This window comes from Sorangiineae bacterium MSr11954 (genome assembly GCA_037157815.1).
Classification (GTDB): Bacteria; Myxococcota_A; Polyangia; order Polyangiales; family Polyangiaceae; genus Pendulispora; species Pendulispora albinea.
Genome location: CP089984.1, coordinates 12,153,191 through 12,177,726 on the forward strand (window position 1 = coordinate 12,153,191; position 24,536 = coordinate 12,177,726).

The 24,536-nt window shown below is 67.0% G+C and carries 20 protein-coding genes; 10 read left to right on the forward strand and 10 right to left on the reverse strand.

Translation table 11 applies throughout. The annotated features are described in order from the left end of the window. Positions 1-44 precede the first annotated feature (44 nt). From LZC94_48190 to LZC94_48205, 4 genes are all read left to right on the forward strand, one after another. Positions 45-2,360 (forward strand): hypothetical protein, encoded by a 2,316-nt coding sequence (locus tag LZC94_48190; GenBank protein ID WXB15586.1) that lies wholly within the window; start codon positions 45-47, stop codon positions 2,358-2,360. 2 nt (positions 2,361-2,362) lie between these two features. Next, positions 2,363-3,289, forward strand: coding sequence for a HEAT repeat domain-containing protein (locus LZC94_48195; GenBank protein ID WXB15587.1), 927 nt, complete (start codon positions 2,363-2,365; stop codon positions 3,287-3,289). A 99-nt stretch (positions 3,290-3,388) separates the two neighbouring features. Next, on the forward strand, positions 3,389-6,517 hold the full coding sequence (locus LZC94_48200; protein ID WXB15588.1) for a hypothetical protein: 3,129 nt from the start codon (positions 3,389-3,391) through the stop codon (positions 6,515-6,517). 160 nt (positions 6,518-6,677) lie between these two features. Next, positions 6,678-8,747, forward strand: coding sequence for a M13 family metallopeptidase (locus LZC94_48205; GenBank protein WXB15589.1), 2,070 nt, complete (start codon positions 6,678-6,680; stop codon positions 8,745-8,747). 107 nt (positions 8,748-8,854) lie between these two features. Here the strand turns inward: LZC94_48205 and proB are convergent, their stop codons facing one another. The 4 genes from proB to LZC94_48225 all read right to left on the reverse strand — a co-directional run bounded on the left by proB (position 8,855) and on the right by LZC94_48225 (position 12,261). Further along, a complete protein-coding gene (proB, locus tag LZC94_48210) occupies positions 8,855-9,943 on the reverse strand; it encodes a glutamate 5-kinase (GenBank protein ID WXB15590.1) in 1,089 nt (362 codons plus the stop codon). Further along, positions 9,936-10,583, reverse strand: coding sequence for a hypothetical protein (locus LZC94_48215; protein WXB15591.1), 648 nt, complete (start codon positions 10,581-10,583; stop codon positions 9,936-9,938). The genes proB and LZC94_48215 overlap by 8 nt, the downstream gene beginning before the upstream one ends. Before the next feature lie 12 nt (positions 10,584-10,595). Continuing rightward, the gene (locus tag LZC94_48220; protein WXB15592.1) at positions 10,596-11,312 is read right to left on the reverse strand and encodes a Uma2 family endonuclease; all 717 of its coding nucleotides are present in this window, start codon (positions 11,310-11,312) and stop codon (positions 10,596-10,598) included. A gap of 70 nt (positions 11,313-11,382) precedes the next feature. Further along, complete coding sequence (locus tag LZC94_48225; GenBank protein ID WXB15593.1) at positions 11,383-12,261, reverse strand: hypothetical protein; 879 nt, start codon at positions 12,259-12,261, stop codon at positions 11,383-11,385. Between the two features lie 24 nt (positions 12,262-12,285). Between LZC94_48225 and LZC94_48230 the strand changes: the two genes are divergently transcribed. Next, on the forward strand, positions 12,286-13,077 hold the full coding sequence (locus LZC94_48230; GenBank protein ID WXB15594.1) for a hypothetical protein: 792 nt from the start codon (positions 12,286-12,288) through the stop codon (positions 13,075-13,077). Between the two features lie 12 nt (positions 13,078-13,089). On the opposite strand, the gene LZC94_48235 is transcribed toward LZC94_48230, so the two are convergent. Next, positions 13,090-13,728, reverse strand: coding sequence for a hypothetical protein (locus LZC94_48235; protein WXB15595.1), 639 nt, complete (start codon positions 13,726-13,728; stop codon positions 13,090-13,092). A gap of 208 nt (positions 13,729-13,936) precedes the next feature. Here LZC94_48235 and LZC94_48240 point away from each other — a divergent pair, with 208 nt between their 5' ends. Both LZC94_48240 and LZC94_48245 read left to right on the forward strand, forming a co-directional pair. Then, entirely contained in the window at positions 13,937-14,626 is a 690-nt protein-coding gene (locus LZC94_48240) for a response regulator transcription factor (protein WXB15596.1), read from the forward strand. Continuing rightward, on the forward strand, positions 14,623-16,392 hold the full coding sequence (locus LZC94_48245) for an ATP-binding protein (protein ID WXB15597.1): 1,770 nt from the start codon (positions 14,623-14,625) through the stop codon (positions 16,390-16,392). Before LZC94_48240 ends, LZC94_48245 begins: the two co-directional genes overlap by 4 nt. Before the next feature lie 102 nt (positions 16,393-16,494). On the opposite strand, the gene phoU is transcribed toward LZC94_48245, so the two are convergent. Genes phoU through pstB form a run of 5 tightly spaced genes read right to left on the reverse strand, consistent with a single transcriptional unit; the run spans position 16,495 to position 20,973 of the window. Beyond that, positions 16,495-17,229, reverse strand: a complete 735-nt coding sequence (phoU, locus tag LZC94_48250; GenBank protein WXB15598.1) for a phosphate signaling complex protein PhoU — start codon at positions 17,227-17,229, stop codon at positions 16,495-16,497. Then, positions 17,226-18,320, reverse strand: a complete 1,095-nt coding sequence (gene pstA / locus LZC94_48255) for a phosphate ABC transporter permease PstA (GenBank protein WXB15599.1) — start codon at positions 18,318-18,320, stop codon at positions 17,226-17,228. Before pstA ends, phoU begins: the two co-directional genes overlap by 4 nt. Beyond that, on the reverse strand, positions 18,317-19,279 hold the full coding sequence (gene pstC, locus LZC94_48260) for a phosphate ABC transporter permease subunit PstC (GenBank protein WXB15600.1): 963 nt from the start codon (positions 19,277-19,279) through the stop codon (positions 18,317-18,319). The genes pstA and pstC overlap by 4 nt, the downstream gene beginning before the upstream one ends. A 3-nt stretch (positions 19,280-19,282) precedes the next feature. Continuing rightward, on the reverse strand, positions 19,283-20,230 hold the full coding sequence (locus LZC94_48265) for a phosphate ABC transporter substrate-binding protein (protein WXB15601.1): 948 nt from the start codon (positions 20,228-20,230) through the stop codon (positions 19,283-19,285). Further along, positions 20,230-20,973 (reverse strand): phosphate ABC transporter ATP-binding protein PstB, encoded by a 744-nt coding sequence (pstB, locus tag LZC94_48270; GenBank protein ID WXB20335.1) that lies wholly within the window; start codon positions 20,971-20,973, stop codon positions 20,230-20,232. Before pstB ends, LZC94_48265 begins: the two co-directional genes overlap by 1 nt. A gap of 217 nt (positions 20,974-21,190) precedes the next feature. On the opposite strand from pstB, the gene LZC94_48275 reads away from it, so the two are divergent. From LZC94_48275 to LZC94_48285, 3 genes are read left to right on the forward strand one after another with little or no spacing between them, the layout of a single operon-like run. Next, complete coding sequence (locus LZC94_48275) at positions 21,191-22,396, forward strand: 3-dehydroquinate synthase (protein WXB15602.1); 1,206 nt, start codon at positions 21,191-21,193, stop codon at positions 22,394-22,396. Next, on the forward strand, positions 22,393-23,625 hold the full coding sequence (gene eboE / locus LZC94_48280; GenBank protein WXB15603.1) for a metabolite traffic protein EboE: 1,233 nt from the start codon (positions 22,393-22,395) through the stop codon (positions 23,623-23,625). The genes LZC94_48275 and eboE overlap by 4 nt, the downstream gene beginning before the upstream one ends. After that, entirely contained in the window at positions 23,622-24,524 is a 903-nt protein-coding gene (locus LZC94_48285; protein ID WXB15604.1) for a UbiA family prenyltransferase, read from the forward strand. Before eboE ends, LZC94_48285 begins: the two co-directional genes overlap by 4 nt. Positions 24,525-24,536 lie beyond the last annotated feature (12 nt).

Genomic DNA, 24,536 nt, shown 5'->3' on the forward strand with positions numbered 1-24,536 from the left:
CGCAGGTTGGCCCGAAGCATGCTCCACGATAACTTCGGAGACGAATGGACTTGCACCGACGCTTTCGATTTCGCGCCGTTCTTGCGTTGACCGCTGCGGCCGGCCTCTCGGCCTCGTCGCTGCCGTTTTTGGTGAGCGCCTGCACCTCCACGACGGAGGGCTCGAAGACCGATACGGGCATTGGCTCGATCCTCTTCATGAAGCGGGTGCACACGTACGTGGGTGACAAGGGGGCCGTGGAGATCAACGTCTCCGGCGGCAACGGCCAGGTCATCGACTACGATCGTTACGAGCCGGGCGGGAGCCTCAATCTCCTGACCCCGCCGCGGGCCGATGGGAAGCTGGTGAACCTGACGGCCGCCTTCCCCAAGGCCGACTTCAACGGGGTCGATGTGTCGTTCGACGCGCACCAGGCCGTCTTCTCGATGAAGAAGGACCGCGACGACAAGTACCACCTGTACACCGTGCAGCTCGACGACGGCGACAAGCACGAGATCCATCAGCTCACGGCCGGCAACCAGCACGACATCAACCCCATCTACATCGCGGGCGGGCGCATCGCCTTCGTCACCGACCAGATGTACACGGAGATGGGGACGCGCTCCGACGAGTACGAGCACGCGCGGCAGGTCACCCAGCTGGCGACCATCTCGGTCGACGGCGGCGACGCCGACCGGCGCCTCTTCTCGCAGAACCTCTCGCACACCGTCTCGCCGTTCCTGCGCCACGACGGCAAGCTCGGTTACTCGCGCTGGGAGCACCTCGGCGCGGTGAACGACGTCAAGCTCTTCACCGCCAACCCCGACGGCACCAACATGCTCGCCATCGCGGGGGAGCACGGAAAGCCGGCCAACTCGCTCATCAACGTGCGCGAGTACGAGCCCAACGTGATGCTCGGCGTCGCCACCACGCGCAACCGCACCATCCACGCCGGCTCCTTGATCCGCATCGACGCCCGCAACCACGCCGATCCGGTGTGCCTCGACCCCAAGGCCAATCAGACCGGGCACGCCTGCCTCGACGAAGAGCATGTAACCTACACGGTTCTCAGCCCCGACGTCCCCACCCAGAGCACCCCCTCACCCGCGGGGCGCTACCGCGAGCCCACGGTGCTGCCCGACGGGCGCATCCTTGTCTCGTGGGCGGACGGCCCGGTGAACGATCTGTCGGAGCAGTCGCGCACGCCCCCCGATTTCGGCATTTACCTCTTCGACCCTGCGACCCAGAAGAACCAGCTCCTCTACAACGACCGCGCCACGTGGGAGCTCGGCGCGGTGCCCGTGGTCCCTCGCGCGTCGCCCCCGATCATCGGCGACATTTCGAGCCGGCAGGACACCTCGCTCCCGGTGCGCATCGGATCCATCGACGTGGCGCAGACGAGCCTCGACGAGAAGATCACCGGCGGTCAGTTCAAGGACAAGCCCTTGCGCGATGCGCTCCGCGAGGGCGCCGTGAAGGTCCGGGTCATCGAAGGCTACTCGAGCGAGGCGGCGACCGGGGTCACCATGTTCGGCCTCACCATGCACGAGGGCGCCGCGGTGCTCGGTGAAGCCCCCGTGTACCCCGACGGCAGCTGGCTCGCCAACATCCCGCCGTACATTCCGGTGCACCTGCAGCCCATCGACAAGTACGGCATGTCGATCCGCTCGCAAGGGCTCTGGATCCAAGGGGTGCCCGGTGAGGACCGTCGCTGCGTCGGCTGCCATGAGAACCGCACCGGACAAGGTGTTCCGCGGTTCGGGCAGAACCCGACGGCCGCCGAGCAGCACCAGGCCATGAACTTCGTCAAGGGCGTGGCGGATCGCGAGGAGCTGCCCTGGGACAAGAACGACACGGCGGGAAAGTCGTACGTGCAGAAGATCCTGACCGAGAAGTGCGCGGGCTGCCACAATGCGTCGAGCCCCGGGTACAAGACCTACGAGGTGTCGCGCACCGATCCCGCTACGGGGGCCACCACGACGTACAAAATTCCGTACCTGGATCTGAGCGATACCAAAATCGCCGCATATTACGACCGCCAAGTGCGCGAATGGAACGCATCGTACGTATCCATTTTCTACCCGTCGGCCATGGAGATGGGGCGGGTGAAGGTTACCGGAGACGTACCACCGATGTGGGGTGTCCCCGGGAGCGCGCGCGAGTCGAAGCTCATTCAGAAGATCAACGTGAAGGTAGGCGACGAAACGGCGTGGCCCACGCCGCTGCACCCCGAGGACGTCGACAAAACCAAGGCGCTCACCGATGAAGAGCGCCGCATCTTGATCCTGACCATGGACCTCGGCGGGCAATACTTCGCGAGGCAAAACACGGGATTCAAACCCTATTCCGGCGACCCGGTCGCTCCGGGGACGAAGTACTAGCCATGAAGCGAATCATGAAGCCGAAGTTCGTTGCGAGCATCGTGGGCGCCTTCGTGGCATGCGCCGCGCTCTTGAACGGCACCGACGCGCGCAGCGATGCGACCGAGCAAAAGAGCGCGACCTCCGTCTACGGATACATCCCGCCGGACCAGATCGAGTTCCTGTCGACGCCCGAGCGCATCGTCAGCATCGCGTCGTCGTCGGGCTCCCCCGCGGCCATCTGGGAGACCCTCGAGCACGGCGAAAAGGTGGAGTGCCTCGAGTGCATCGCGCCGGTCGCGAAGCTCCTCTACGATGCCAACGCGGAGACGCGCGAGATCGCCGCCTGGTGGCTCCGCCGGCGCATCTTTGGCGTCTTCGGCCCCGGCGAGGTGTACGAGCAAACGCTCAAGACCTTGAAGGGGGACGCAGACCCCAAGCGCCGCGCCTATGCGGCGGAGGCGCTGGGCGAGTTCTTGGCGAAGCCGGGCATCGACGCATGCGGCGCCGCCGTCACGGCCGATCCCGATCCCGCGGTGCGTGTGGCCGCGGCCAATGCGCTGGGACGTCTTCACGACGACGCGGGCGGCGCCCTCACCAAGGCGCTCACCGACGGCGACGCCAACGTGAAGATCGCCGCGCTCGGCTCGGGCGTGCGCATCAACGGGTGGACGGGCGTCGCACACGTGGCACCGCTCACCGGCGACGGCGATCCGCTGGTGCGCCGGCGCGCCGTTCAAGTGCTCGACACCTTGCAGGCCAAGGGGAGCGTGGCCAGCGTGATCGCACTGGCGAAGAGCGATCCGGACCCCGAGGTGCGCCTCTCGGCGTGCCACGCGCTCGGCGTCTTCCACGATCCGTCCGCGCGCCCGGTGCTCGAGCAGATCGCGGCGAGCGATTCGAACTCCTTCGTGCGCGATCAAGCGCGCATCGCGCTCCGCAGGCTGTAATCTAGCGCCGTGCGTGCCGCTCCCTCAGGTTTGTTCGGTTCGTCCGGTTCGTCGAAATCACAACGCTCGCCGCGTCTAGCTGCATTTCTCGCCGCCGCATTGACCGTGGTGTGCGCGGGGCTCGCGCTGCTCCCCGCGGCGTGCTCGAAAGAGGAGCCCGCGGCGTCATCGTACTTCGACCGATCCATCGCGCCGATCCTGACCACGTCGTGCGTGCGCACGAACACGGGCGCGGGGTGCCATGTGGCCACGCCCAAGGGAAATGCGTTCGGCAACCTGGACACGTCCACCTTCGAAGGGGTCGACCGGCGCCGGGATTTGCTCGCCGACTACGGGCCGTACGGGCAGCCGGCGTTTCTCGTCAAGAACATCCCCGACTTTCAAATCGAGGTGCGCTCGTTCGACGGCGCGCGGGCCACGGTCACCACCGACATCAAGCACGCCGGTGGCCCCATCCTCACGCCGACCGCCAGCGCCTATCAGACATTGCGCCGCTGGATTCAAAACGGCGCCACCAAGAACAACGCCGGCGCCGCGCGGGTCCAGACCGCGCGCCTGCCTTGCTCCACCTTCGTGCCGCAGGCGCCCGGTTTCGACCCCGCCATCGAGCCGGCCCGCGCCGACTTTGCCACCTTCCGCGACAAGGTGAACCCCACCATCCGCCGCACCTGCGCGGCCGCGAACTGCCACGGCACCGCCGCCAACGACCTTTACTTGACGTGCGGCGATACCGACCAGCAAATGCGGTGGAACTACTTCGCCGCCGCGCAGTACCTGGCGCAAACCCCGGAGCAGAGCGAGATCGCCCGAAGGCCGCTGGCGCCCTCGCAAGGCGGCGCGTTCCACGAGGGCGGGATCCTCTTCGAGTCGGCCTCCGATCCCGACTACACCGCGCTCCTCGATTGGGCGCGCGAGCACGGGCCGCCCGACTTCGGACCCATCGAGCCGAACTTCGCCTTCTTTGCGCACCGGGTGCAGCCGATGCTCGTGAAGAAGGGGTGCATGATGCTCGCGTGCCACTCCGCGGCGCAGTTTCACGATTATCGGCTCCGCGGCGGCTCCGGCGGCAGCTTCTCCTTCGTGGCCACGCGCCGCAACTACGATTTGTCCCTGGCGCAGCTCTCGCTCGAGAGCGAAGACGTGCGCGCCAGCCGCCTGGTGCGCAAGAACCTCTTTCGCCCCGAGCTCGGGGGCACGCACGGCATCGTGCACCGCGGTGGGGCGCTCTTCGAGGACTTCAGCAACGTCTCGGGCGACGGCGGCGCCCCAGCGGATCTCGCCACCGTGTGCGACGCGACCAATCCGAAATACAACTACGACACCGATCCGCTCGACAAAATACCTGCGTACTGCATGATTCGCGAGTGGCACGCGCGCGAGCGGACGGAGCGCGCGAAGGACGAGCGCAAGTTCATTTCGCTGGAGGGCATCGTCTATGTCCGGCGGCCCATCGCCTCGGGCCCCGACAAGCCGCAGGATTTCGACGAGTACAAGCCGGGCGCCGAGCTCATTTTGGCGAAGGCTACCGTCGAGCGAAACGGCGATGTGAAGCTGGCGGACACGCTCATGCCCAAGGAGATCGCGCTCCACGAAAAGTGCGGTCTCAATAGCGCGACGGCCGACATCCGCAGGCCCGCCGTGTCGTGGGATGGCAAGCGCATCGCCTTTGCGGCGCGCTCGTCGCAGGGCGAGCCGCTGCAAATCTACGAGCTGAACGCCGCCGACGGGAGCGACTGCAAGAAGCACGCGGCGATCAACGCGACGCCCCCGAGCGCCAACGGGCTTCTGATTCACAACTTCGACCCCGCGTACAGCCCGCCGGATGGCACCGGCCGCATGCACCTGGTGTTCGCCTCCACGCGCGGCAACTTGAACGACGGCGCCTACGACTACCGCGGCCCGCAGCGCACCCCGGCCAACCCCGCGAAGCCCAACGCGAACCTCTACGACCTCACGCCCGACGGCGCCATCCGCCAGCTCACGTACAACTTGAACCTCGAGCGGCACCCGACGTTCATGCAGGACGGGCGCATCATCTTCACGGCCGAGAAGCGGGCCCCCGATTTTTACCAGCTCGCGCTACGGCGCATCAACATCGACGGCGGCGACTACCACCCGCTGTTCGCGCAGCGCGGGAGCATCGGCTTTCCCGAGGCCTCGCAGGTGGTGGAGCTCGCGGACAAGAACTTCGCCGCCATCTTCAGCGATCCCAAGGCCGCCCACGGCGGGGGCGCGCTGGGCATCTTCAATCGATCCGTCGGGATCGACTTCACCAGCACCAACCTTGCCGACTACCCCATCGATCCCCAGGTCCTCGATCCGGCGGCGCCTTCGTCGCCCGAGGGCTCCTTCTTCCTTCGCTCGCTGCGTTTCGTGACGAGCGGCAAAGGCGACCCGCGCACCGCGGGCGTTTATCGTTCGCCCGCCATTCTGCCCAACGGAAAAGTGCTCGTGAGCTTTGGCGGCGAGGGCGCCGACCCGGCCGCCTTCGGCGGCGACTACGATCTCTACGTGGTGGATCCCATCCGCGAGATCCGCACGAGGCTCCTCGGCGAGTCGGGGAAGGCCGAAATCGACGCGGTGGCGGTCTTTGGTCGTGCCTCGCGCGGCCTCTTCGCCTCGTCGCTCGACGAGCCCAACGGCTTTACGACCATGTTGCCCGGCCGCGCCGAGGCCGACGTTCACGTGCTCGACATGCCGGTGCTCGCGACCCTCCTCTTCCAGAACACGCCCACCGGCCGGCTCATCGACGATGGCCTTCGCTCCTTCGAAATCTTCGAAGAGCTACCGCCGCCGCTCGATATGGCGAGCTTCGGTGCCGGAGGACCGAACGTCGCCAAGGACGCCTTCGGGCAGGTCTTCGTCAAGCGGCGAAAGCTCGGTGACGTGCCGCTCGCCAGCGACGGCTCGGCGCACTTTCAAGTGCCGGGCGGGCTCCCCATCTTGTTCAAGCTCCCGGCCACCGCCACCTCGCAAGCGCGCAAGTACCCGCAGATCCAGCGCGAGACGATGGTCTTCGGGCCTGGCGAGTACGCGCACCAATCCTTCAAGCGAAACTTCTTCGACGGCCTTTGCGCGGGGTGCCACGGTGCGGTGAGCGGTCGCGCCATCGATGCCGCCGTGCAGCCGGACATCCTGACGCAAGCTTCCGACACGGTCTCGCGCGGCTCGGCGCCGACCAACCTGAACCTGCCGCCCTCGTCGCGCGGCCCGGTCGAAGGACCGTAAAGCGGCGGCGCCTTTGCCGAGCGCCTTAAAGCTCGGCAAAGCGGGCCGACTCGCGACGTTTTCGCTTGGCGCTCGAAGCTCGTGGCGGTTCACTCCGGGCATGCGCAAGGCTCGTCGTGCTCTTCTCGTCATTTCGGCAGGCGTAACGGGGGTAGCCGCCATGATGGCATGTGGTGGCGGGGAGAGCGCGGCTCCTCCTACCGCGCAGCCCACCCCGGCGCCCATCCCGCAGAAGGTCGAGCCGGGGGCGCCGGCCGGGGGTGCGCTGGCCGCCATCGATCCGCAGGCGATCGATACCGGGGTGCAGCCGTGCGACGACTTTTACCAGTTCGCCTGTGGCAGCTGGATCAAGAACACGCCCATCCCCGACGACCAGGCGATGTGGCTGCGCAGCTTCGACGTGATCTTCGAGTCGAACGAGAAGCTCCTGCGCGAGATCCTCGAGCGCGACGCCAAGTCCCCGCCCGAAGGCGAGCCGTACGCCAAGCAGCTCGGCGATTTCTATGCGTCCTGCATGGATGAAAAGGCCATCGAGGGCTCGGGCGACAAGGCGCTCGCGCCCCTCTTCGCCAAGCTCGATGGCGTGAAGGACGCGAACAGCTTCGCGCGCGTCCTCGCCGAGCTCCACGCCACGGGGCAGTCCCCGCTCTTCCGCTTTTCCTCGGGGCAGGACTTCAAGGACGCCACGCAGGTGATCGGGATGCTCGATCAAGGCGGCCTCGGGATGCCCGACCGCGACTACTACGTCAAAGAGGACGCGAAGAGCAAAGAGCTCCGCGACAAATACGAGGCGCACGTGGCCGAGATGCTCCGCCTCGGCGGGGAGAAGCCGGACGCCGCGAAGGCGGGCGCGAAGGTGGTGCTGCGCTTGGAGACGTCGCTGGCCAAGGCGTCGATGACCAATGTGGAGCTGCGCGATCCGCACAAGGTGTACCACCGGCTCGAGCTCGCGGGGCTGAAGAAGCTGGCGCCCGACTTCGGGTGGGATACCTATCTCAAGGGCCTCGGCTTTTCCGGCATCACGGCGCTCAACGTGGCGCAGCCCGACTTTTTCAAGTTGGTGGGCCAGGTCGCCAAAGGTCTTCGGGGCAACGCGATCGCCGATTGGAAGATTTATCTCAGATGGCACGTCCTCCATGCAAACGCGACCCTTCTGCCTACGCGCTTCGTGGACGAAGATTTCAAATTCCACAGCGCGCTCACGGGCGCACCGAAGATCCTCCCCAAGTGGAAGCGGTGCGTGCGCGCGGTCGACGCGTCCATGGGCGAAGCGCTCGCGCAGCCGTTCGTGAAGACGCGGCTCGGCGCGCAGGGTAAGGCGCAGGCGCTCGAGCTGATCGGCGGGATCGAGGACGCCATGAAGAGCAACCTCGAGACCCTCTCGTGGATGGACGATCCAACACGCAAAAAGGCTCTGGAGAAGCTGATGGCGATCAACAACAAGATCGCCTACCCGGACGTCTGGCGCAAATACGATGGGCTCGAGGTGAGCCGCGACTCCTATTTCGACAATTCGTTGCACGCCGATGCGTTCGAGGTGAAGCGGCAGCTCTCGAAGATTGGAAAGCCAGTCGACAAAAAAGAATGGCAAATGACGCCGCCGACGGTAAACGCTTATTACGATCCTTCGTTGAACGAAATGGTGTTCCCTGCGGGCATCCTGACCTATCCCTTCTTCGCATCGAACGCGGTGCCCGCGCTGAACTACGGGGCCATCGGCATGGTCATGGGCCACGAGCTGACCCACGGCTTCGACGACGAAGGCCGGCAATTCGACGCGAAGGGCAACCTCTCCGAGTGGTGGACGCCACAAGTCGGCAAAGAGTTCGAGCGCCGCGCCGCGTGCGTCGTCTCCCAGTTCGACGACTACGTGGCGGTCGACGACCTGCACGTCAACGGCAAGCTGACCCTGGGCGAGAACCTCGCGGATCTCGGCGGGCTGAAGCTCTCGTATGCCGCCTTTCAAAATATGAAGAAGGGCCGCACGATCGCGCACGGCCCTTACGCGTACACGCCGGAGCAGGAGTTCTTTTTGAGCTACGCCCAGAGCTGGTGCGGCAGCATCCGAAAAGAAATGGTGCGCCTGCAGGTGCAGACCAACCCGCACTCCCCCGCGAAATTCCGCGTAAACGGTCCGCTCTCCAACCTACCCGACTTCGCGCGCGCCTTCTCGTGCCGCGAGGGCAGCGCCATGGTGCGTGCGGGGACCAAGCGCTGCGAGGTGTGGTGAGGGAACGAGACGCGGCCCCCGCTGGGCTGGCGCTCGCAAGGTCCGATGGCGTGGCGACGCTGCCGTGGATCGGTTTCCGCCCGCGTGTCGATGGCGCGTGATCCGGCTTACGCCTTCCAAATGACCATATCGTCGCGGTGAACGAGCTCCGCGAGGGGGGCGCGGGCTTCGGGGAGCTCGTCGTGGGATTTGCCGGCGACGAGCACCGCATCTTCGGCGGCGCAGCGGACGAGGGCGCGGCCGATTTCGGCGCCGTCGGGCTCGAGCAAGCGGACGGCATCGCCGGGGCGGAAGTCGCCGCGGATGCCGAGGACGCCGACGGACAGGACGCTCTTGCCGCGGGCGCGCACGGCGACGGCTGCGCCGGGATCGAGGACGATGTCGCCGCGCGGGCGGAGGGTGAAGGCGATCCAGTGCTTTTTGGCGCTGAGGGGGGCGCGGGACGCCACGAAGTGCGTGCCGGTATCTTCGCCTGCCAACACGGACTCGATGATGCCCTCGCGGCGGGCATCGGCCACCACCACGTCGGCGCCGGCGAGGGTGGCGCGGCGGGCGGCCTCGAGCTTGCTCGTCATTCCGCCGGTGCCCACGCCGGCCGGCGATTTGCGGACGAAGCGCATGGCGTCGGCCACGTTGTCCACCACCGGGATGCGGGTGCCCGTGTCGTCGTAGAGGCCGTCGACGTCGGACAGGAGGACGAGCAGATCGGCGTCGGCCAGGGGGGTGACCATGGCGGCGAGTTGGTCGTTGTCGCCGAACTTGATCTCCTCCACGCTCACCGAGTCGTTCTCGTTGAGGATGGGGACCGCGCCCGCCTCGAGGAGCGCGCCCAGCGCGGCCCGCGCGTTGTTGGCGCGCACCCGGTCGGCCAGATCGGCGTGGGTGAGCAGCACTTGGGCCACCGGGATGTTCTTCGCGCCGAACGCCTCCTCGTAGGCGCGCATGAGCAAGCTCTGACCCGCGGCGGCGGCCGCCTGCAGCTTGGCCATCTCCTTGGGACGCGCGCGAAAGCCCAATTTGCGTGTGCCGAGCGCGATGGCGCCGCTCGAGACGAGCAGGATGCTTCGCCCTTCCTGGCGCGCACCGTGGATGGCGCCGGCCAATCGTGCGTAGACCGAGGGATCACCGGCGAGGGTGCTGGAGCCGAGCTTGATGACGACGCGACGGGCTTGCCGCAGGGGTTCGCGTTCAGCCATGGCCGAGGCATTCGTCGAACGCGGCGTCGAGCCGGCGCACGAGCACATCGGGCACGCTGGCCGCGGCGATGATGAGGCCGTCGACGAACTGGGTCACCTCGTCGCGCAGATCTTCCGGCGCTTTGTTGCGGCCGCCGCTCTCGGGCCGCAGCTCCACCCGAAACGCCACGAACACCGAGGCATCGATGGCGCGCCGCACCTTGCGGGCCTCCTCCAAGTCGATGCGGATCGAGCGATCGTTGCGTGCATTCTGCAAATAGCGATGAAAGAGGTGGCCGAGGGCAAACGTCTGCGCGGCCGAGCGCAGCGGCGGCAGGAACCCGAACGGGACGAAGCGCACCAAGAGCTTTTGCGTGGCAAACTTGAACGCCTGCGAGAAGAACCCCCGCGGTCCCTCCGGACCATCGGGCTCGGCGAGCGCCGCGCGCGCCTCCGGGGTGAGCGAGAGCCCGTAGCGGGCGGCCAAGTCTTGCACCAGCGCACCGCGCACGCGCCGCGCGATGGAATCCGGGACCCAGGGCAGGGGAACCGAGCCAATCGCACCACCAATGGCCGTGTAGACACCGATCCGTCCGGCCCCCAGCGGATCCTTCTCCACCAGGCGCACCGGAGCTTCCTTGTCTTTCGTAAGGGGGTCCATACGCCTAGCGTATCACTCACGCCCCTTTCGGCGGAGCTCCTCTTCGAGCTGCCGAATACGCGCCTCCGCCGCCTCGGCGCGAAGCCGCTCGACTTCGACGTGAGCCTTTTCGGTTTCCAGTGCGCTCAGCACCACATTGCCGTTGGCGTCCAAGAGGCGCAGACCACCCTCGGGCAAGTCGGCGACGGGTCGAACGGCCCACGTCAAACGAAGGAGCGTGCAATGCGTGCTTTCGCCTTCGACCCGGCGTTCGACGAGGTCTCCTTCGAGGAGATCCCATACGCGAAGACGCGATCCGGGGGGATCGTCAGGATCGAATCGCACCAGCTCGCGAATGCCCAGCTCGTGGTACCGGACGAGCTTTTCCTCCCAATCGAACTTTTCCGTGGTGGTGGGGCTGATGATCTCGATGGCCAGATCGGGCGGTCCGCCGCGCTCCCAGGTCTTCCATGTGCCCGCGTGCGATTGGGGCACGCCGAGCTTCACGCACACGTCGGGTGCAATGCAACGCTTGGGCGAGCGCGGGTTCCAATAGACGAACTGCTCCGACTGGACCGAGTGCTCGCTGCCGAGTACGAATCGCAGCAGCTCGAAGAGAAAGGAGCGGAGGAGCAGGTGATCGTAACCTTCGGGCATGAGCTCCTCCTCCGGAAAATGCAGGGGGGCCGGCTCGCGCAAGTAGCGGGCCTGGGGCAGATGCGAAAGTCGCGGTACGGCCGACTGGACCATGTCCAGATTCTACGCCCCGCACGGGGTCTCGTCGAGCCAGGCCGATGCAGCGCGCCGCTACGCCGAGCCGCTACGAAAACGCCCGCGCCAGCGGACGCAGCTCGACGATGACCGACCGCGCCTCGTTCGCCAGCTCCAGCAAATCGCGGGTCGTCAGGGAGTCGCCGAGCTCCAATGTCAGCTCGGACCCGAACGCCTCCACCCGGGCGCCTCGGGCCATGGCCAAGCTCGCGAACATGGTGGGATCGCCCGCGAGGTGCACGGCGTAGGTGCGCTCGCGCGCGGCCAGCTCCGACGGCTTGCCTTGCGCGACCACGTGGGCCCCGAGCAGAACGAGCGCCTCGTCGGCCTCGAGGCAGAGCGGCGCATCGAGGGGCGCGCGCGCCGCGAACAACAGCCAAGGGCGCGCGCGAAGGGCGCCCGCCAGGATGGGGCTCAGGGCACGGTGGGCCGCCTCCGGCAGGCCCAAGGTGGGATCTTCCAGCACGATGACCCCTGCGCCGGTGGCCAGGGCGGCGGCGATGACGGTGGCGCGCCGCACGGCGAGGGGTGACGCGTCGAGCGGCAACTCGGCCACCGGCGCGAGCTCCAGCGAGGCGATGGCCTCGTCCACGTGGTTGCGCAGGCGGGAGCCCGAGCCGCCGGCCAGGCGCGCGCTCCACTCGATGTAGCGGCGCGCCGTCCACTTGGGGGGAAGAGGGGGATCTAGGGGGGCGCCGGCCACGCGGCCCGTCTCGAGCGCCGTGCGGCAGGGGATGCCTTGGAGAAAAAGCTCGCCCCGGGCCGGATCGAGCATGCCGCTCGCCGCCTCGAAGAGCGCGCGCGGGGCGCCCAGCACCACGACGTGATGGCCCTGGGTGGCCAGGGAGAGGCCGTCGATCGCCGGAGCCTCGTGCTCGTCGATGCGGACATTTTGCGCTTGGAGAAGCGCCGGCTGGTTCGTCGGCATGTTATTCGCCTACCATAGTCACCCGTGAACACGAAAGTTGCCGCAGGGGTGTTTCTGATCGTCGCCGGAGCGGCGTGCGCGAGCAACGACCAAATCGTGGTCGAGCCCGTGGCCGTCGGCATGACGAATCAGCTGGCTCCTGGCTACGATGACGGAGACACACGCATTTACCAAGTCGGCGTACCCGTTCGTTTGCCCATCAAACCCGGGGGCGAGCAAGGCGGCGCATCGCCTCCCTTTCCGCGGGCGCCATCCATCGTGGCGCGCGATGTGCGAACCGAGATTCGATTCACGATCTCGAACTTGGACGCGGAGAAGCACTCGATCGAGCTCCTCATCGATCCCTGGAACGAGTTCGTCCGGTACAAGCCGGGCATCCAAGTCGTGAACGAGGAGGAGGCGGTCCCCGATTTCAGCGGCTTCGACAAGTTCTTCATCGTCCCCGGGAAATCGCGCGTGTTCGGCATCATCACCCCCGACGATTGCACCGAGCTCGCCATCGATCTGGCCACCGCCCAAGCGATCATCGCCCAGCCCCCCGCGGGCGCCAATGTCAATGGGATGGTCAACCGCCTCTTCAACCTGCAGAACCGCTCGAGCGTCTTCGATCCCCTCATCTCGCCGCACATCCCGGCCGTGATCCCCGCCATGACCGGGTTCGACCTGGGCCTTCGCTCCTACGAGGCCGCCAACGTCGCCGTGGAGGTGATCGTCGACGTCTCCAATGTGGAGGGCGATCACATCGTCCGCTCCGGCGACACGGCGAGCTACATCGCCATGCCGCCCGCGGAGCTCACGCCGCCCAAGGCGAACTGACGCCTCGACCTCTCACGGGCACCGGCACGAGGCGACGCGCTGTTCGCTGGCCGCGAGCGTCTTTTGTGCGTCGGTGCAGCGCGCGTCGGCGTTTCCGGCCAGGCGGCAGATGGCTTCGACCGCCCGCCGCATGGAGGTGAGCGCGCGGCACGGGGTGCTGCAAGGATCCGGCGCGGACTTGTTCGCGTGGTAGCTCTCGGAGGACTTCGACCCGGAGGGCACCGATTCGGAGGACGACTCGGACGGCATCGGCTTGGAGACCGGCGCGCGCGCGGGGGGAACGGACGGCGCCGAGGCGGGCGGTGGCGGCGGGGGTACCGAGGCGGGCGCCGGCGAGGCGGGCGCCGGCGCCGATTGCTCCGCCCGCGGGGTGCCGCCCATGGGCGTGTTGCTCGCGGGCACGTCGCCCGCACCTTGCTGGGCATACGCCATCGGCGATGAATCGAGCTGGGCTTTGGCTCGCGCGATCTGCTCCTGCGCCTCTTCGATCGTCTGGGGCTCGGGCTCGGGGGCCATCGCCGGAGAGCTCTCGGCCGCGCCATGCGCACAGCCCGTGGCGTACGCCGAGAGCAGGACCGCGCAGGAGCAGGACAGCGCGCTGGAAAGGAAGAACGGTTTCAAGGCTTTCAACGAGAGAACGCGACCAAGCATGGGATCTTTCATCGAGGACGACGATTCGTTACGAACGACGCACCCCCGTGGGAGATCCACGACGGCCGTCAGGTCGGTACCACGCATGCTACATCGACCCTAGCGCTCGCTAATCGTAGGAAAGAATCTTATATTCGGGCGCGTCACGCAACTGTCACATGGCCGGCGCGACACCGACTCTGACCATCTGCTACTCGAGGGCGATCCCATGGCCCGTGTTCTTGTCGTCGAAGACGAAGCCGATTTGCGCGATATTCTCGAGTACAATTTGACCCAGGCGGGGCACTCCGTGGAGGTGGTCAGCACCGGCGCCGAAGGCCTACGCTCGGTGCGTGCGGCTCCCCCCGATCTGGTGCTCCTCGATCTGATGCTCCCCGACGTGTCGGGCATCGAGGTTTGCAAGACCTTGAAGAAGAGCCCCGCCTCGGCGGACGTGCGGGTCATCATGGTGACCGCCAAATCCGAAGAGATCGATCGCGTCCTCGGCTTCGAGCTGGGCGCCGACGATTACGTGACCAAGCCGTTCAGCGTGCGCGAGCTCTTGCTGCGGGTGCAAGCCGTCCTGCGGCGAACGGACAGCGCCGTCGTGCCGCACAGCCACTTTGGTGTTCTGCGCATCGATCGTCATGCGCACCGCGTGTGGGTCGGCGAGGAGGAGGTCACGTTGACGGCGCTGGAGTTCAAGCTGCTCGTCGCGCTCTTCGATCGAAAGAATCGCGTGCAGACGCGGTCGGTGCTTCTGAGCGACGTGTGGGGCATCGAGGCGGAGATCATGTCCCGCACCGTCGATACGCATGTGAAACGCTTACGTGAAAAATTGGGGGACGCGGGGCAGTACATCGAGACCGTTCGCGGGGTCGGCTACCGCTTCTCGGAGTTTCCCGAGGCGGAGCGTTGAAGCTAGGGGTTCGCCTCAAGCTCTTCTTTGCGTCCTTCGCCGTCATCGCGATCTCCGTGACGATCGGAGATGCGTACCTCGCGCACGGCATCGATCGGTACCTCACGGCCAACATCGAGCAGGATCTGTTCGTGCGCGCCAAGCTGGTCGCGCTCAAATCGTCGGAGGTGGGCGCGCCCTCGGAGGACGTGGCCACCTGGGATCAGCTCGCCGATCGACTCGGCGCGGCGGCCCAAGCGCGCGTGACCCTCGTCGCCAGCGACGGGCGGGTGCTCGGTGACTCGGAGGTCGATGCCGCCAAAATTGCCACCTTGGAGAACCACGCGGGCCGCGAGGAGATCGACGGCGCGCTCTCCAGCGGCCAAGGAAGCAGCAACCGCCTGAGCGCCACCGTGCGCGAGCGGATGATGTATGTCGCCATCCCCTTCACCTCGCCGGCCGATGGCCGCGTGATGGGCGTGGCGCGGGTGGCCAAACCGCTGCGCGCCGTGGACGATGCCATTGGCGCCGTGCACCGCATCGTCTTCATCGCGGTGCTCATCGCGCTCATGCTGGCGCTGTTCCTCTCGAGCGCCGCGGCCCAGCGCATGTCGGCGGTGGTGCGAAGCTTGACCGAGACGGCCCGGCGCATGAAGTCGGGCGACCTCGATGTGCGCACCCATGTGACGGGCACCGACGAGCTGGCGGAGCTCGGGCGCGCGCTCGATCAGCTGGCCGGCAGCCTGGAAAATACGCTGGCCGAGCTGCGGACCGAGCGCGACTTGCAGCGGCGGATCCTCGAGGGCATGCACGAGGGCGTGCTGGTGCTCGACGCCGAGGCGCGCGTGGTCACCATGAACCACGCGCTGCGCGAGATGCTGCTCTTGCCGGCCGACGCGGTGGGCAAGCTCCTGCTCGAGGTGATCCGGCACGCCGAGCTGCACATGCTCCTCGAAATGGCGCGGGCCGACGGCCAGTCGTCGGGGGAGCTGGAGCTGCCCGGCATCAAGCCGCGGCGGCTCCTCGTGGGCGCCACCGCCCTGCACGACGAGGGCGACGAGGGCATCATCGCCGTCATCGTCGACGTCACGGACGTGCGCCGCCTCGAGTCGCTGCGGCGCGATTTCGTGGCCAACGTCTCCCACGAGCTGCGAACCCCGGTGGCCGCCGTGCGCTCGGCGGCCGAGACCCTGCGCACCTCGGTGGTGAGCGATCCCAACGCGGCCTTGCGGTTCGTCGATATGATCGAGCGCAACGCGCAGCGGCTCCAGAGCTTGATCGAGGACTTGCTCGAGCTGTCGCGCATCGAGTCCAAGGAGTTTCGCCTCAAACGCGAGCGGGTCGACATCGCCGGCGTGTTCAACATCGTGGTCGGCTTGTTCCGTGAGCGCGCCGAGCGCAAACAAATCCGCCTGGACATGCGCATCGTGCCGCCGTCGCCGCAGCTGCAGAGCGATCAGCGCGCGCTCGAGCAAATCCTGTCGAACCTGGTCGAAAACGCCGTCAAATACTGTCCCGCGGGCTCCTCCGTCACCTTGTCGGCCGAGACCAAGGGCGACTTCGTGCGCCTCGCCGTGGAGGACACGGGGCCCGGCATCGACGAGAAGCACCTGCCGCGCCTCTTCGAGCGCTTCTACCGGGTCGACGCGGGCCGCTCGCGCGAGGTGGGCGGCACCGGGCTCGGGCTCTCCATCGTCAAGCACCTGAGCGAAGCGCTCGGCGGCAAGGTGTCCGTGGAGAGCCGCCTCGGGCAGGGCTCGACCTTCATCGTGGTGCTTCGGGCCTAAGGGCCTAAACGAGGGACGCCCGGCGCCGCGACTTCGCGTCCGGCGCCGCGCCGCGACTTCGCGTCTGGCGCCACCCGCTGCTTCGCGTCTGGCGCCGCGCCGCTACTTCGCGTCCGGCGGCGGATGCGTCCGCACATGGCGCACGTCCTCGCCGCGCACCATGAAGATCACCTCTTCGGCGATGTTCGTGGCGTGGTCCGCGACCCGCTCCAAGTACTTCGCCACCTTGATCACGCGGATGGCCGCCGGGATCTCGCCCGGGTTCGTGGCCATGAACTCCGTCATCGAGCCCAAGATCCCGCCGTAAAGGTTGTCGACCACGTCGTCGCGCTGCAGCACTTGCCCGGCGCGCGTGGCCTCGCCCTCGACGAAGGCATCGAGCGCGTCGCGGAGCATCTGCTGCGCTTGATCGGACATCTCTTTGAGCGAGGCCAGCACCTGCTCCTTGGCGATGCCGTTGCCCTCTTTGTGGCCTTCCTTTGCGCGCTCGGAGATGTTCACAGCCTCGTCCCCCACGCGCTCGAGATCCGTCACCAGCTTGAGGGCGGTGGTGAGGAAGCGAAGATCGTAGGCGACCGGCTGCCGCAGGGCGAGGATGCGAAGCACCAGCGCGTCGATCTCCATCTCGTCGCGATCGATGTGGCGGTCGATTTCTTCCACCTCGGCGGCGAGCTTGATCGAGTTCTCCCAGAACGCCTCCAGCGCCAGCCGCAGACTTCGCTCACAACGCGCCCCCATGGCGAGCGTATGCGCCCGGAGCTCACGGAGCTCGGTCTCGAAGTCGCGGCTGGTGTGCGAGCCATGCATGGTCGTGGGGGTTCCGTCGGGTACACTCATCTTCTTCCACCAAAATGCGCGAGACGCGAGGCCAAGAAGTTCGTTAATCCAATGAGCACGATGAGTACGGCCGCGGTGCCCGCGCTGACGTCGGCCCGATCCGGGCTCAATCCGGCGGAGTTCACGTACCAGAGATGGACCGCCAGGGTCTCGCCGCCCCGCATCGGGTCGAGCGAATAGGCGTCGGCCCTGGAAATCGTGGTCCCCGCCGTCATGACCAGCGGGGCGCTCTCCGCAAAAACACGCCCGATCGAGAGGACCAGGGCGCTCAAAATGCCAGGCCAAGCGTAGGGAATCGTGACGCGCAGCGTGGTCTGAACGCGCGTTGCGCCAAGCGCCAAGCTGGCATCTTCCAGCTCACGCGGAACGGAGCGGATGCTCTCCTCCGCCACCCCCACCACCAGCGGAAGATTGAGCAGCGCCAGCACGAAGGCGCCCGCCAAGAGCGAATACCCCGCCCTCATTTCCACCACGAAGACCAAAAATCCAAAGAGCCCGTACACGATGCTCGGCAGCGATGCGAGCGTATCGAGCGCCATGCGCACCACGGCCACGAAGCGTCCGCCCCCGGCGAAGCGCGCCAGGTACACGGCGGCGCCGATGCCAATGGGAAGCGTGATGGCCGTGCTCATGGCCGCCGCGTACAGCGTGTTGAAAATCTCGGGCCCGACCCCGCCCCCGGCGGTGGTGTCGCTGGGCAGCGCGATCAGAAACCGCGGCAAGTGATCGCGGAACAGGAGCGCGCCCAGCACGGCGATGACCACGATGGCCGCGCGCACCTTCGCCTTCGACAAAACGAGCTTGGTGCCCGCCACACGCTGCACCAGGGCGCTGAGCCCCCAGGCGCCGCATGCAAAGATGCTCGCCGCGAAAATGAAGCGAATCGCGTCCTCGCCGCGGATGTCGAGGAGCGGGGAAGGGTACACGGTGAAGCCCGTGACTTTGTGGCCGCCGCGCAGGGTCAAGACCAACAGACCCAAGGCGTACAGGCCGGCGAGGCCGACGGCCCCGGCCGCGAGCCCGCGCTCCAGCACGGTCTCGATCGCTTTATGCCGGCGTCGTGTCTTCTGCATCTCCGCGAGGCTGCTCATGCCTTCCCCGCCTTCCCCAGGCGCCCCACCAGGCGCGAGAGGAGCACCACTCCGGCCGAGAGCACCAAGAGCACCAGCGACATCGAGAACAGGACGTTGCTGCCCGTGGTGTTGGGCGTCGCGTTTTGCATATCCATGACGATTTGCGTGGAGATGGTCGTCGCGGGCGAGAACAGGTTCTCCGGGACGCGCCGGGCGCCGCCCACGACCATTTGCACGGCCATGGTCTCACCGGCCGCGCGCGCAAAGCCGAAGAACACCGCGGTGAAGAGCCCTCGCCCCGCGCTGGGGATCGACACGCGGAACGCGGTCTGCCACGCGGAGGCGCCGAGGGCGGCGCTGGCCTCGCGCAAGGTGCCCGACACGCGGGAGAGCGCGTCGAGCGAGAGGAGAAAGACGGTGGGCGCGATCATGATGCCCAGCAAGAGCGCGCTGGACGCGAGCCCTTCGCCGGTCACCTGCTTCTCCTCGCCGTAGAGGGCGCGGGCCACCCAGTCCATGTGCGGAACCAGATGGACCAGGGCCAGCCAGCCATAGACGACGCTGGGCACCGCCGCGGCGATTTCCATCGTGCGGCGGTAGATCGATCGCGCCGACTTGGGGGCGAGCTCGCTCACCCACACGGCCGCGAGCAGCGCGGGGAGCGCGCCCACCACCGCGGCACCCAAGGCGCTCACGGCGGTGCCGAAGATCAGGGGGAAGCCGCCGAAGGTGCCTGCCTCCGGCTTCCAGATTTCCCCCGTGAGCAGCGCTACGATGCCGACGTCGCCAATGCCTCGCACGCCCGCTCGGGCGATGAAGGCGATGACGGCGACCGTGGCCACCACCACGAACAGGCCGCAGGCGGCGATGAAGCCGCGCAAGACGATTTCGCCCCAGCGCGGACGCGTGGAGCCGCGCAGCCTCACGCCTGCGACGTAAGAAGGTGCTTCGGCGGTGAACACGGTTTTCGACACCACGGACTAATCCTTTTCGCGCGTAACCTTCATTTGCGTGATGGCGATGAAGCCCTTCACGTTGGGCAGCACGTTGTCCTGAAAGGCCGGGGAGACGATGTAGTCGAGGAACGCCTTGGTGCCGCCCGTGGCCTCGCCTTTGGTGTACATGTGCTCGTACGACCAAATCGGATATGCGCCGCTGGTGATGTTGGCCGCGTTCGGCTCGACGGCCCCGCCGTCGCCCTTGAGGGAGAAGGTCTTCAGCTCGTCGTCCTTGAACGAGAGCGCCAGGTAGCTGATGGCGCCCTTGGTTTGCTTGAGTTTCGCGACCAGCGCGCCGGAGTTGTCCTCCGTCTGCGACTCGACGAACTTGTCGCCGCCGAGCACGATGTTGCCGAACACCGTGCGCGTGCCCGAGCCGGCTGCGCGGTTGATGACGACGATCGGCTGCGACTCGCCGCCGACCTCCTTCCAGTTCTTGACGGCGCCCGAGAAGATCTTCGCCAGATCCTGCACGCCGATCGCCGCGATCTTCTCGTTGTACGGGCCCTTGTTGGCCATGGCCGCGAAGCCGACGACCGCCACCTTGTGGTCGACCAGGCCCGCCTTCAAATCGTCGGGCGCGAAGATATCGCTGTTGCCGATGTGAACGGCGCCGGAGTTGACGTCGGCGAGCCCCTTCTTCGAGCCGCCCGCCGACACCTCGACGCTGGCCCCTTTGTGCTCCGTTTCGTACTTCTCCTTGGCGGCGTTCACGAGCGGCTGCAGAGCGCTCGATCCGCTGGCGCGCACGGGTCCCTCTTTCTTCTCCACGGGCGCCGAGTTCGGGGTGGCGGACGAAGGCTCCGCGGGCGCCGGCGCCGGAGGCTGCGACTTGTCGCACCCGGCGAGCAGCGCCATCCCACCCGTGAGAGCGATGGGCAAAAAGGAACCAAGGACGCTCGTTCGAAGCGCCGTCACGATCGAATTCATCAGCCGAATCTCCCTGTGATGTAATCTTCGGTCTCGCGATGGCGAGGCCGAGTGAAGATGGTCGACGTATCGCCGACCTCGACAAGTCGTCCCATGTAGAAGAACCCCGTCTTCTGGGACACGCGCGCCGCCTGCTGCATGTTGTGCGTGACGATCACGATGGTGACGCTGCGGCGCAGATCGGAGACCAGATCCTCCACCTTCGCCGTGGCGATCGGGTCGAGCGCGCTGCAGGGCTCGTCCATCAAGAGAACCTCGGGCTCCACGGCGAGCGCGCGGGCGATGCAAAGCCGTTGCTGTTGGCCGCCCGAGAGGCTCATGCCCGAGTCACTCAGGCGATCTTTCACCTCGTCCCACAAAGCGGCGCGGCGCAGGGCGCGCTCCACGCTCTCGGCGAGGACCCGCGAGTCGCGCTGGCCCGCGATGCGGAGCCCGTACGCGACGTTCTCGAAGATGGATTTGGGAAACGGCGTGGACCTCTGAAACACCATTCCCACGCGACGGCGAACGAGAACGGGATCGACGTCGGGCGCGTAGATGGGCTCGCCGTCGAGCTCCACGCTGCCCCCGACCTTGACCCCCTCCACCGTGTCGTTCATTCGATTGAGCGAGCGAAGGAAGGTGCTCTTTCCGCAACCGCTGGGCCCGATGAGGGCAAGCGACTCGTGCTCGAAGACGTCGATCGTGACTCCCGCGATGGCCTTTTTCGCTCCATAGTGGATGGAGAGGTCGGTCGCGTGCATCTTCACCGATGCAGTCGCGGGCTCGGCCTTGGCCTGGGCTAAAGCGATCATGTGTGCGGCACACTTTGGGTAGATAGGGAGGGGACCGGGTGAACATCGTGTGACGATCACGTGACAACGCACACGACAGCGCACCCTTCTTCACGGCTGACCCTGGAATCGCATGAGACTGAAATTGCCCGTGATTTTTCCCTAACCGGAGTGCACCGAAGACCTCATGCACGAGCTTCGCGAGCTTGTAGAAGTTCGGTTCGATTACGCGGTGTCGTTCACGGAAGGTGTCTTCCAATGTGAGAACCCGCTTCTTCGCTCCACCTTAATTAAAGAAGAGAAGGGGCGGCGTCATCGGGCGTGGGCCGTTATCGACCGGGGGGTGATGGACGCCTGGCCCGATCTGGATCGAGCGCTCACCTCGTACTTCGAGGCGTACCCGGCTGATCTCGAGCAGATCGCGCCGCCGCTCGTGGTGGAGGGCGGCGAGGCGGTCAAGAACGACGAGGCCACCTTTCGCCATATCTTGCGACGGGTACACGAGCTGCGCATCGATCGGCACTCCTACATCCTGGCCATTGGCGGCGGCGCCGTCCTCGACGTGGTGGGCTACGCGGCCGCGGTCGCCCATCGGGGAGTGCGCTTGGTGCGCTTTCCGACCACGGTGCTCGGCCAAGCCGATTCGGGGGTTGGGGTCAAAAATGGAATCAACGCCTTCGGGAAGAAGAATTTCCTCGGCACCTTTGCCCCGCCCTTCGGCGTTCTCTGCGACGTCGATTTTCTAAGGACGCTCTCGGCGCGCGATCGCATCGCCGGCATGTCCGAGGCCATCAAGGTGGCGCTGGTGCGCGACGCCACGTTCTTCGCCTGGCTCCGCGCGCACGCCGGCGCGCTCGGTCAGGGCGATGCGCGCGCCGTCGCCGAGCTGGTGCAGCGCAGCGCCGCGCTCCACCTCCGGCACATCGCGACCTCCGGCGATCCCTTCGAAATGGGGAGCGCGCGGCCCTTGGACTTCGGCCACTGGGCGGCGCACAAGCTGGAGTCCTTGACGTCGCACCGCCTGCGCCACGGTGAAGCGGTGGCGATTGGAATGGCCATCGACACGTTGTACTCGGCGCGCGCAGGGCTTTGCTCGCCCGCGTTGGCCGACGCGGTGCTCGGGTTGCTCGATCACATCGGCTTTCGCTCGTGGGACGACGCGCTCGATCTCCGCGGCCCCGATGGCCGGCCGTGCATCCTGGAAGGGCTCGCCGAGTTTCGCGAGCACTTGGGCGGCGAGCTCACGGTCACCCTCTTGCGCGGCCCCGGTGATGGCATCGAGGTGCACGAAATGTTGGAGTCGGGGATCCTGGCGGCGCTCGACGTGCTGCGCGCGCGGGCGCATGGCCGGCGATCGTTGCGGCCTGCGTCGATCCCGGTGGCCGCGCCATGAAGCTCTCCAGCGCGGGCGCGCCCCATCTGACGTATTGCACGAACATTCACCCGGGCGAGACCTGGGGCGAGATCCGGCAGAACCTCGAGCAGCACGTGCGCGCCGTGAAGCAGCGCGTGATGCCCGATGGGCCCTTTGGCGTCGGGCTCCGGCTCTCGGCGGTGGCCGCCCGTGAGCTCGCGCGGCCGGAGGAGCTCGAGGCGTTTCGCGACTGGCTCGCCCGGGAGCAGCTCTACGTCTTTACGATCAATGGCTTTCCGTACGGGCCATTCCACGGGACGCGGGTCAAAGAGGCCGTCTATTTGCCCGATTGGTTCGACGAGGAGCGTGTGCGCTACACCGAGGAGCTCGGCGGCATTCTGGCCGCGCTCTTGCCCGACGGCATGACGGGCAGCGTCAGCACCGTCCCCGGCGCCTTTCGACCGCGCGTGACCTCGCGGGCCGACGCTGATCGTATGGCGAACAACCTGCTCCGCGTCGCCGCGTCGTTTCACGAGCTGCGCGCGTCGACGGGAAAGCTCGTGCGCCTCGCCGTGGAGCCGGAGCCCTTCTGCTACTTCGAAACGACGGACGAGACGGTGCGCTTCTTCGAGGAGCACCTCCTCGCGCTCGAGGCGCTCGATCGCTACGGGGCCATGACGAGGCTCGCTCCGGGACGCGAGGAAACCTCGCTCCGGCGGCATTTGGGCGTTTGCTTCGATGCGTGCCATATGGCGGTGGAGTTCGAGGACCCCCGCGAAGGCCCGCGCCGCTTCGAGGCGGCGGGGATTGGAATTTACAAAGTTCAACTCAGCGCGGGGCTCGACGCGGAGCTGGCGGACGATGGCGAGGCTGCGCGGTCGCTCGCGCGCTTCATCGATGATGTGTACCTTCACCAGGTCGTCGAGAAGCGCGACGGGGCGGAGATCGTTCGCTATTTGGATTTGCCGGAGGCGCTCGCCACCGTCGCCACCGTTAATCCGCCGGCCGCGCGCCGGCGCCATTTCCGCGTTCACTTTCACGTGCCCATTTTTCGCGAGGCGCTCGGGCCCTTCCGCAACACGCAAGCGTACCTGCGCGAGCTCTTGGCGCTCCAGCGTGAAGAGCCGGTGAGCGATCACCTGGAGGTCGAGACGTACACGTGGGACGTGCTCCCCGCCGAATACCGCACCGAGGGCGTGGCCTCCGCCGTCGCGCGCGAGCTTCAATGGGTGCGGGGCGAGCTCGAAGGTCCCCGAGGCGGCGGTTGAACGCAGCATCGCTTCCACGTTCACCGCGCCTTCGAACGTATTTGCGATTGGGGCGCGTCTCCAACCTTCCCACGGTGTGGACCAACGCGCTCGCGGGCACGGCCTTGGCGTCCTTCCCCGATCGGCCCGCACCCGCGACGGTGGCCGTGCTGGCGCTCGCATGCTCGCTCGCGTACATCGGCGGCATGTTCCTCAACGACGCCTTCGACCGTGCCATCGACGCGCGTGAACGGCCCGATCGACCCATTCCGGCGGGGCTCATTGGCGCGCGCGAGGTCTTCGCCGTAGGGTTCGCGCTCCTGGGCGCGGGCGTTCTCTTGGTGGGCGCGCACACATTATCGGGCGCTCCCATCGCCTCCGCATTGGCTTTGTCGGGCGCCATCGTGCTTTACGACGCATGGCACAAGGGAAATCCCGTAGGCCCGCTCCTCATGGGCACATGCCGCGTCCTCGTTTACGTGACGTGCGCCCTCGCCGTGGCCCCGCGCCTTGGTACCTCGGTGCTCACCGGCGCGGGGCTGCTCCTTTCGTATTTGATCGGCCTGACGTATCTGGCCAAGCACGAAGGCGCCTACCTCGCGGGGCGGATGCCTGCGCTCTCGTTGCGGCGATTCTGGCCGCTGGCCCTCCTCTTCGTTCCCTTCGTGGTGATGCTGCCAACCGCCCTGGCGAGCGCCCCGGTGCTCGCCGTGTACGTGCTCTTTCTTGCGTGGGTCGTCTTTGCGCTGGTGCGCCTACGAAGCGGACGGCCCGGCGCCGTACCGCGCACCGTCGTCCGCCTCATCGCCGGGATCTCCCTCCTCGATGCGCTGCTCATCGCGCCCTGGGCGGGGAGCCTCGCGGGCATCGCCGCATTTGGCTTGACGCTTTGGCTCCAGCGTTATGTCAGCGGCACCTAAAATGCAAAGAGC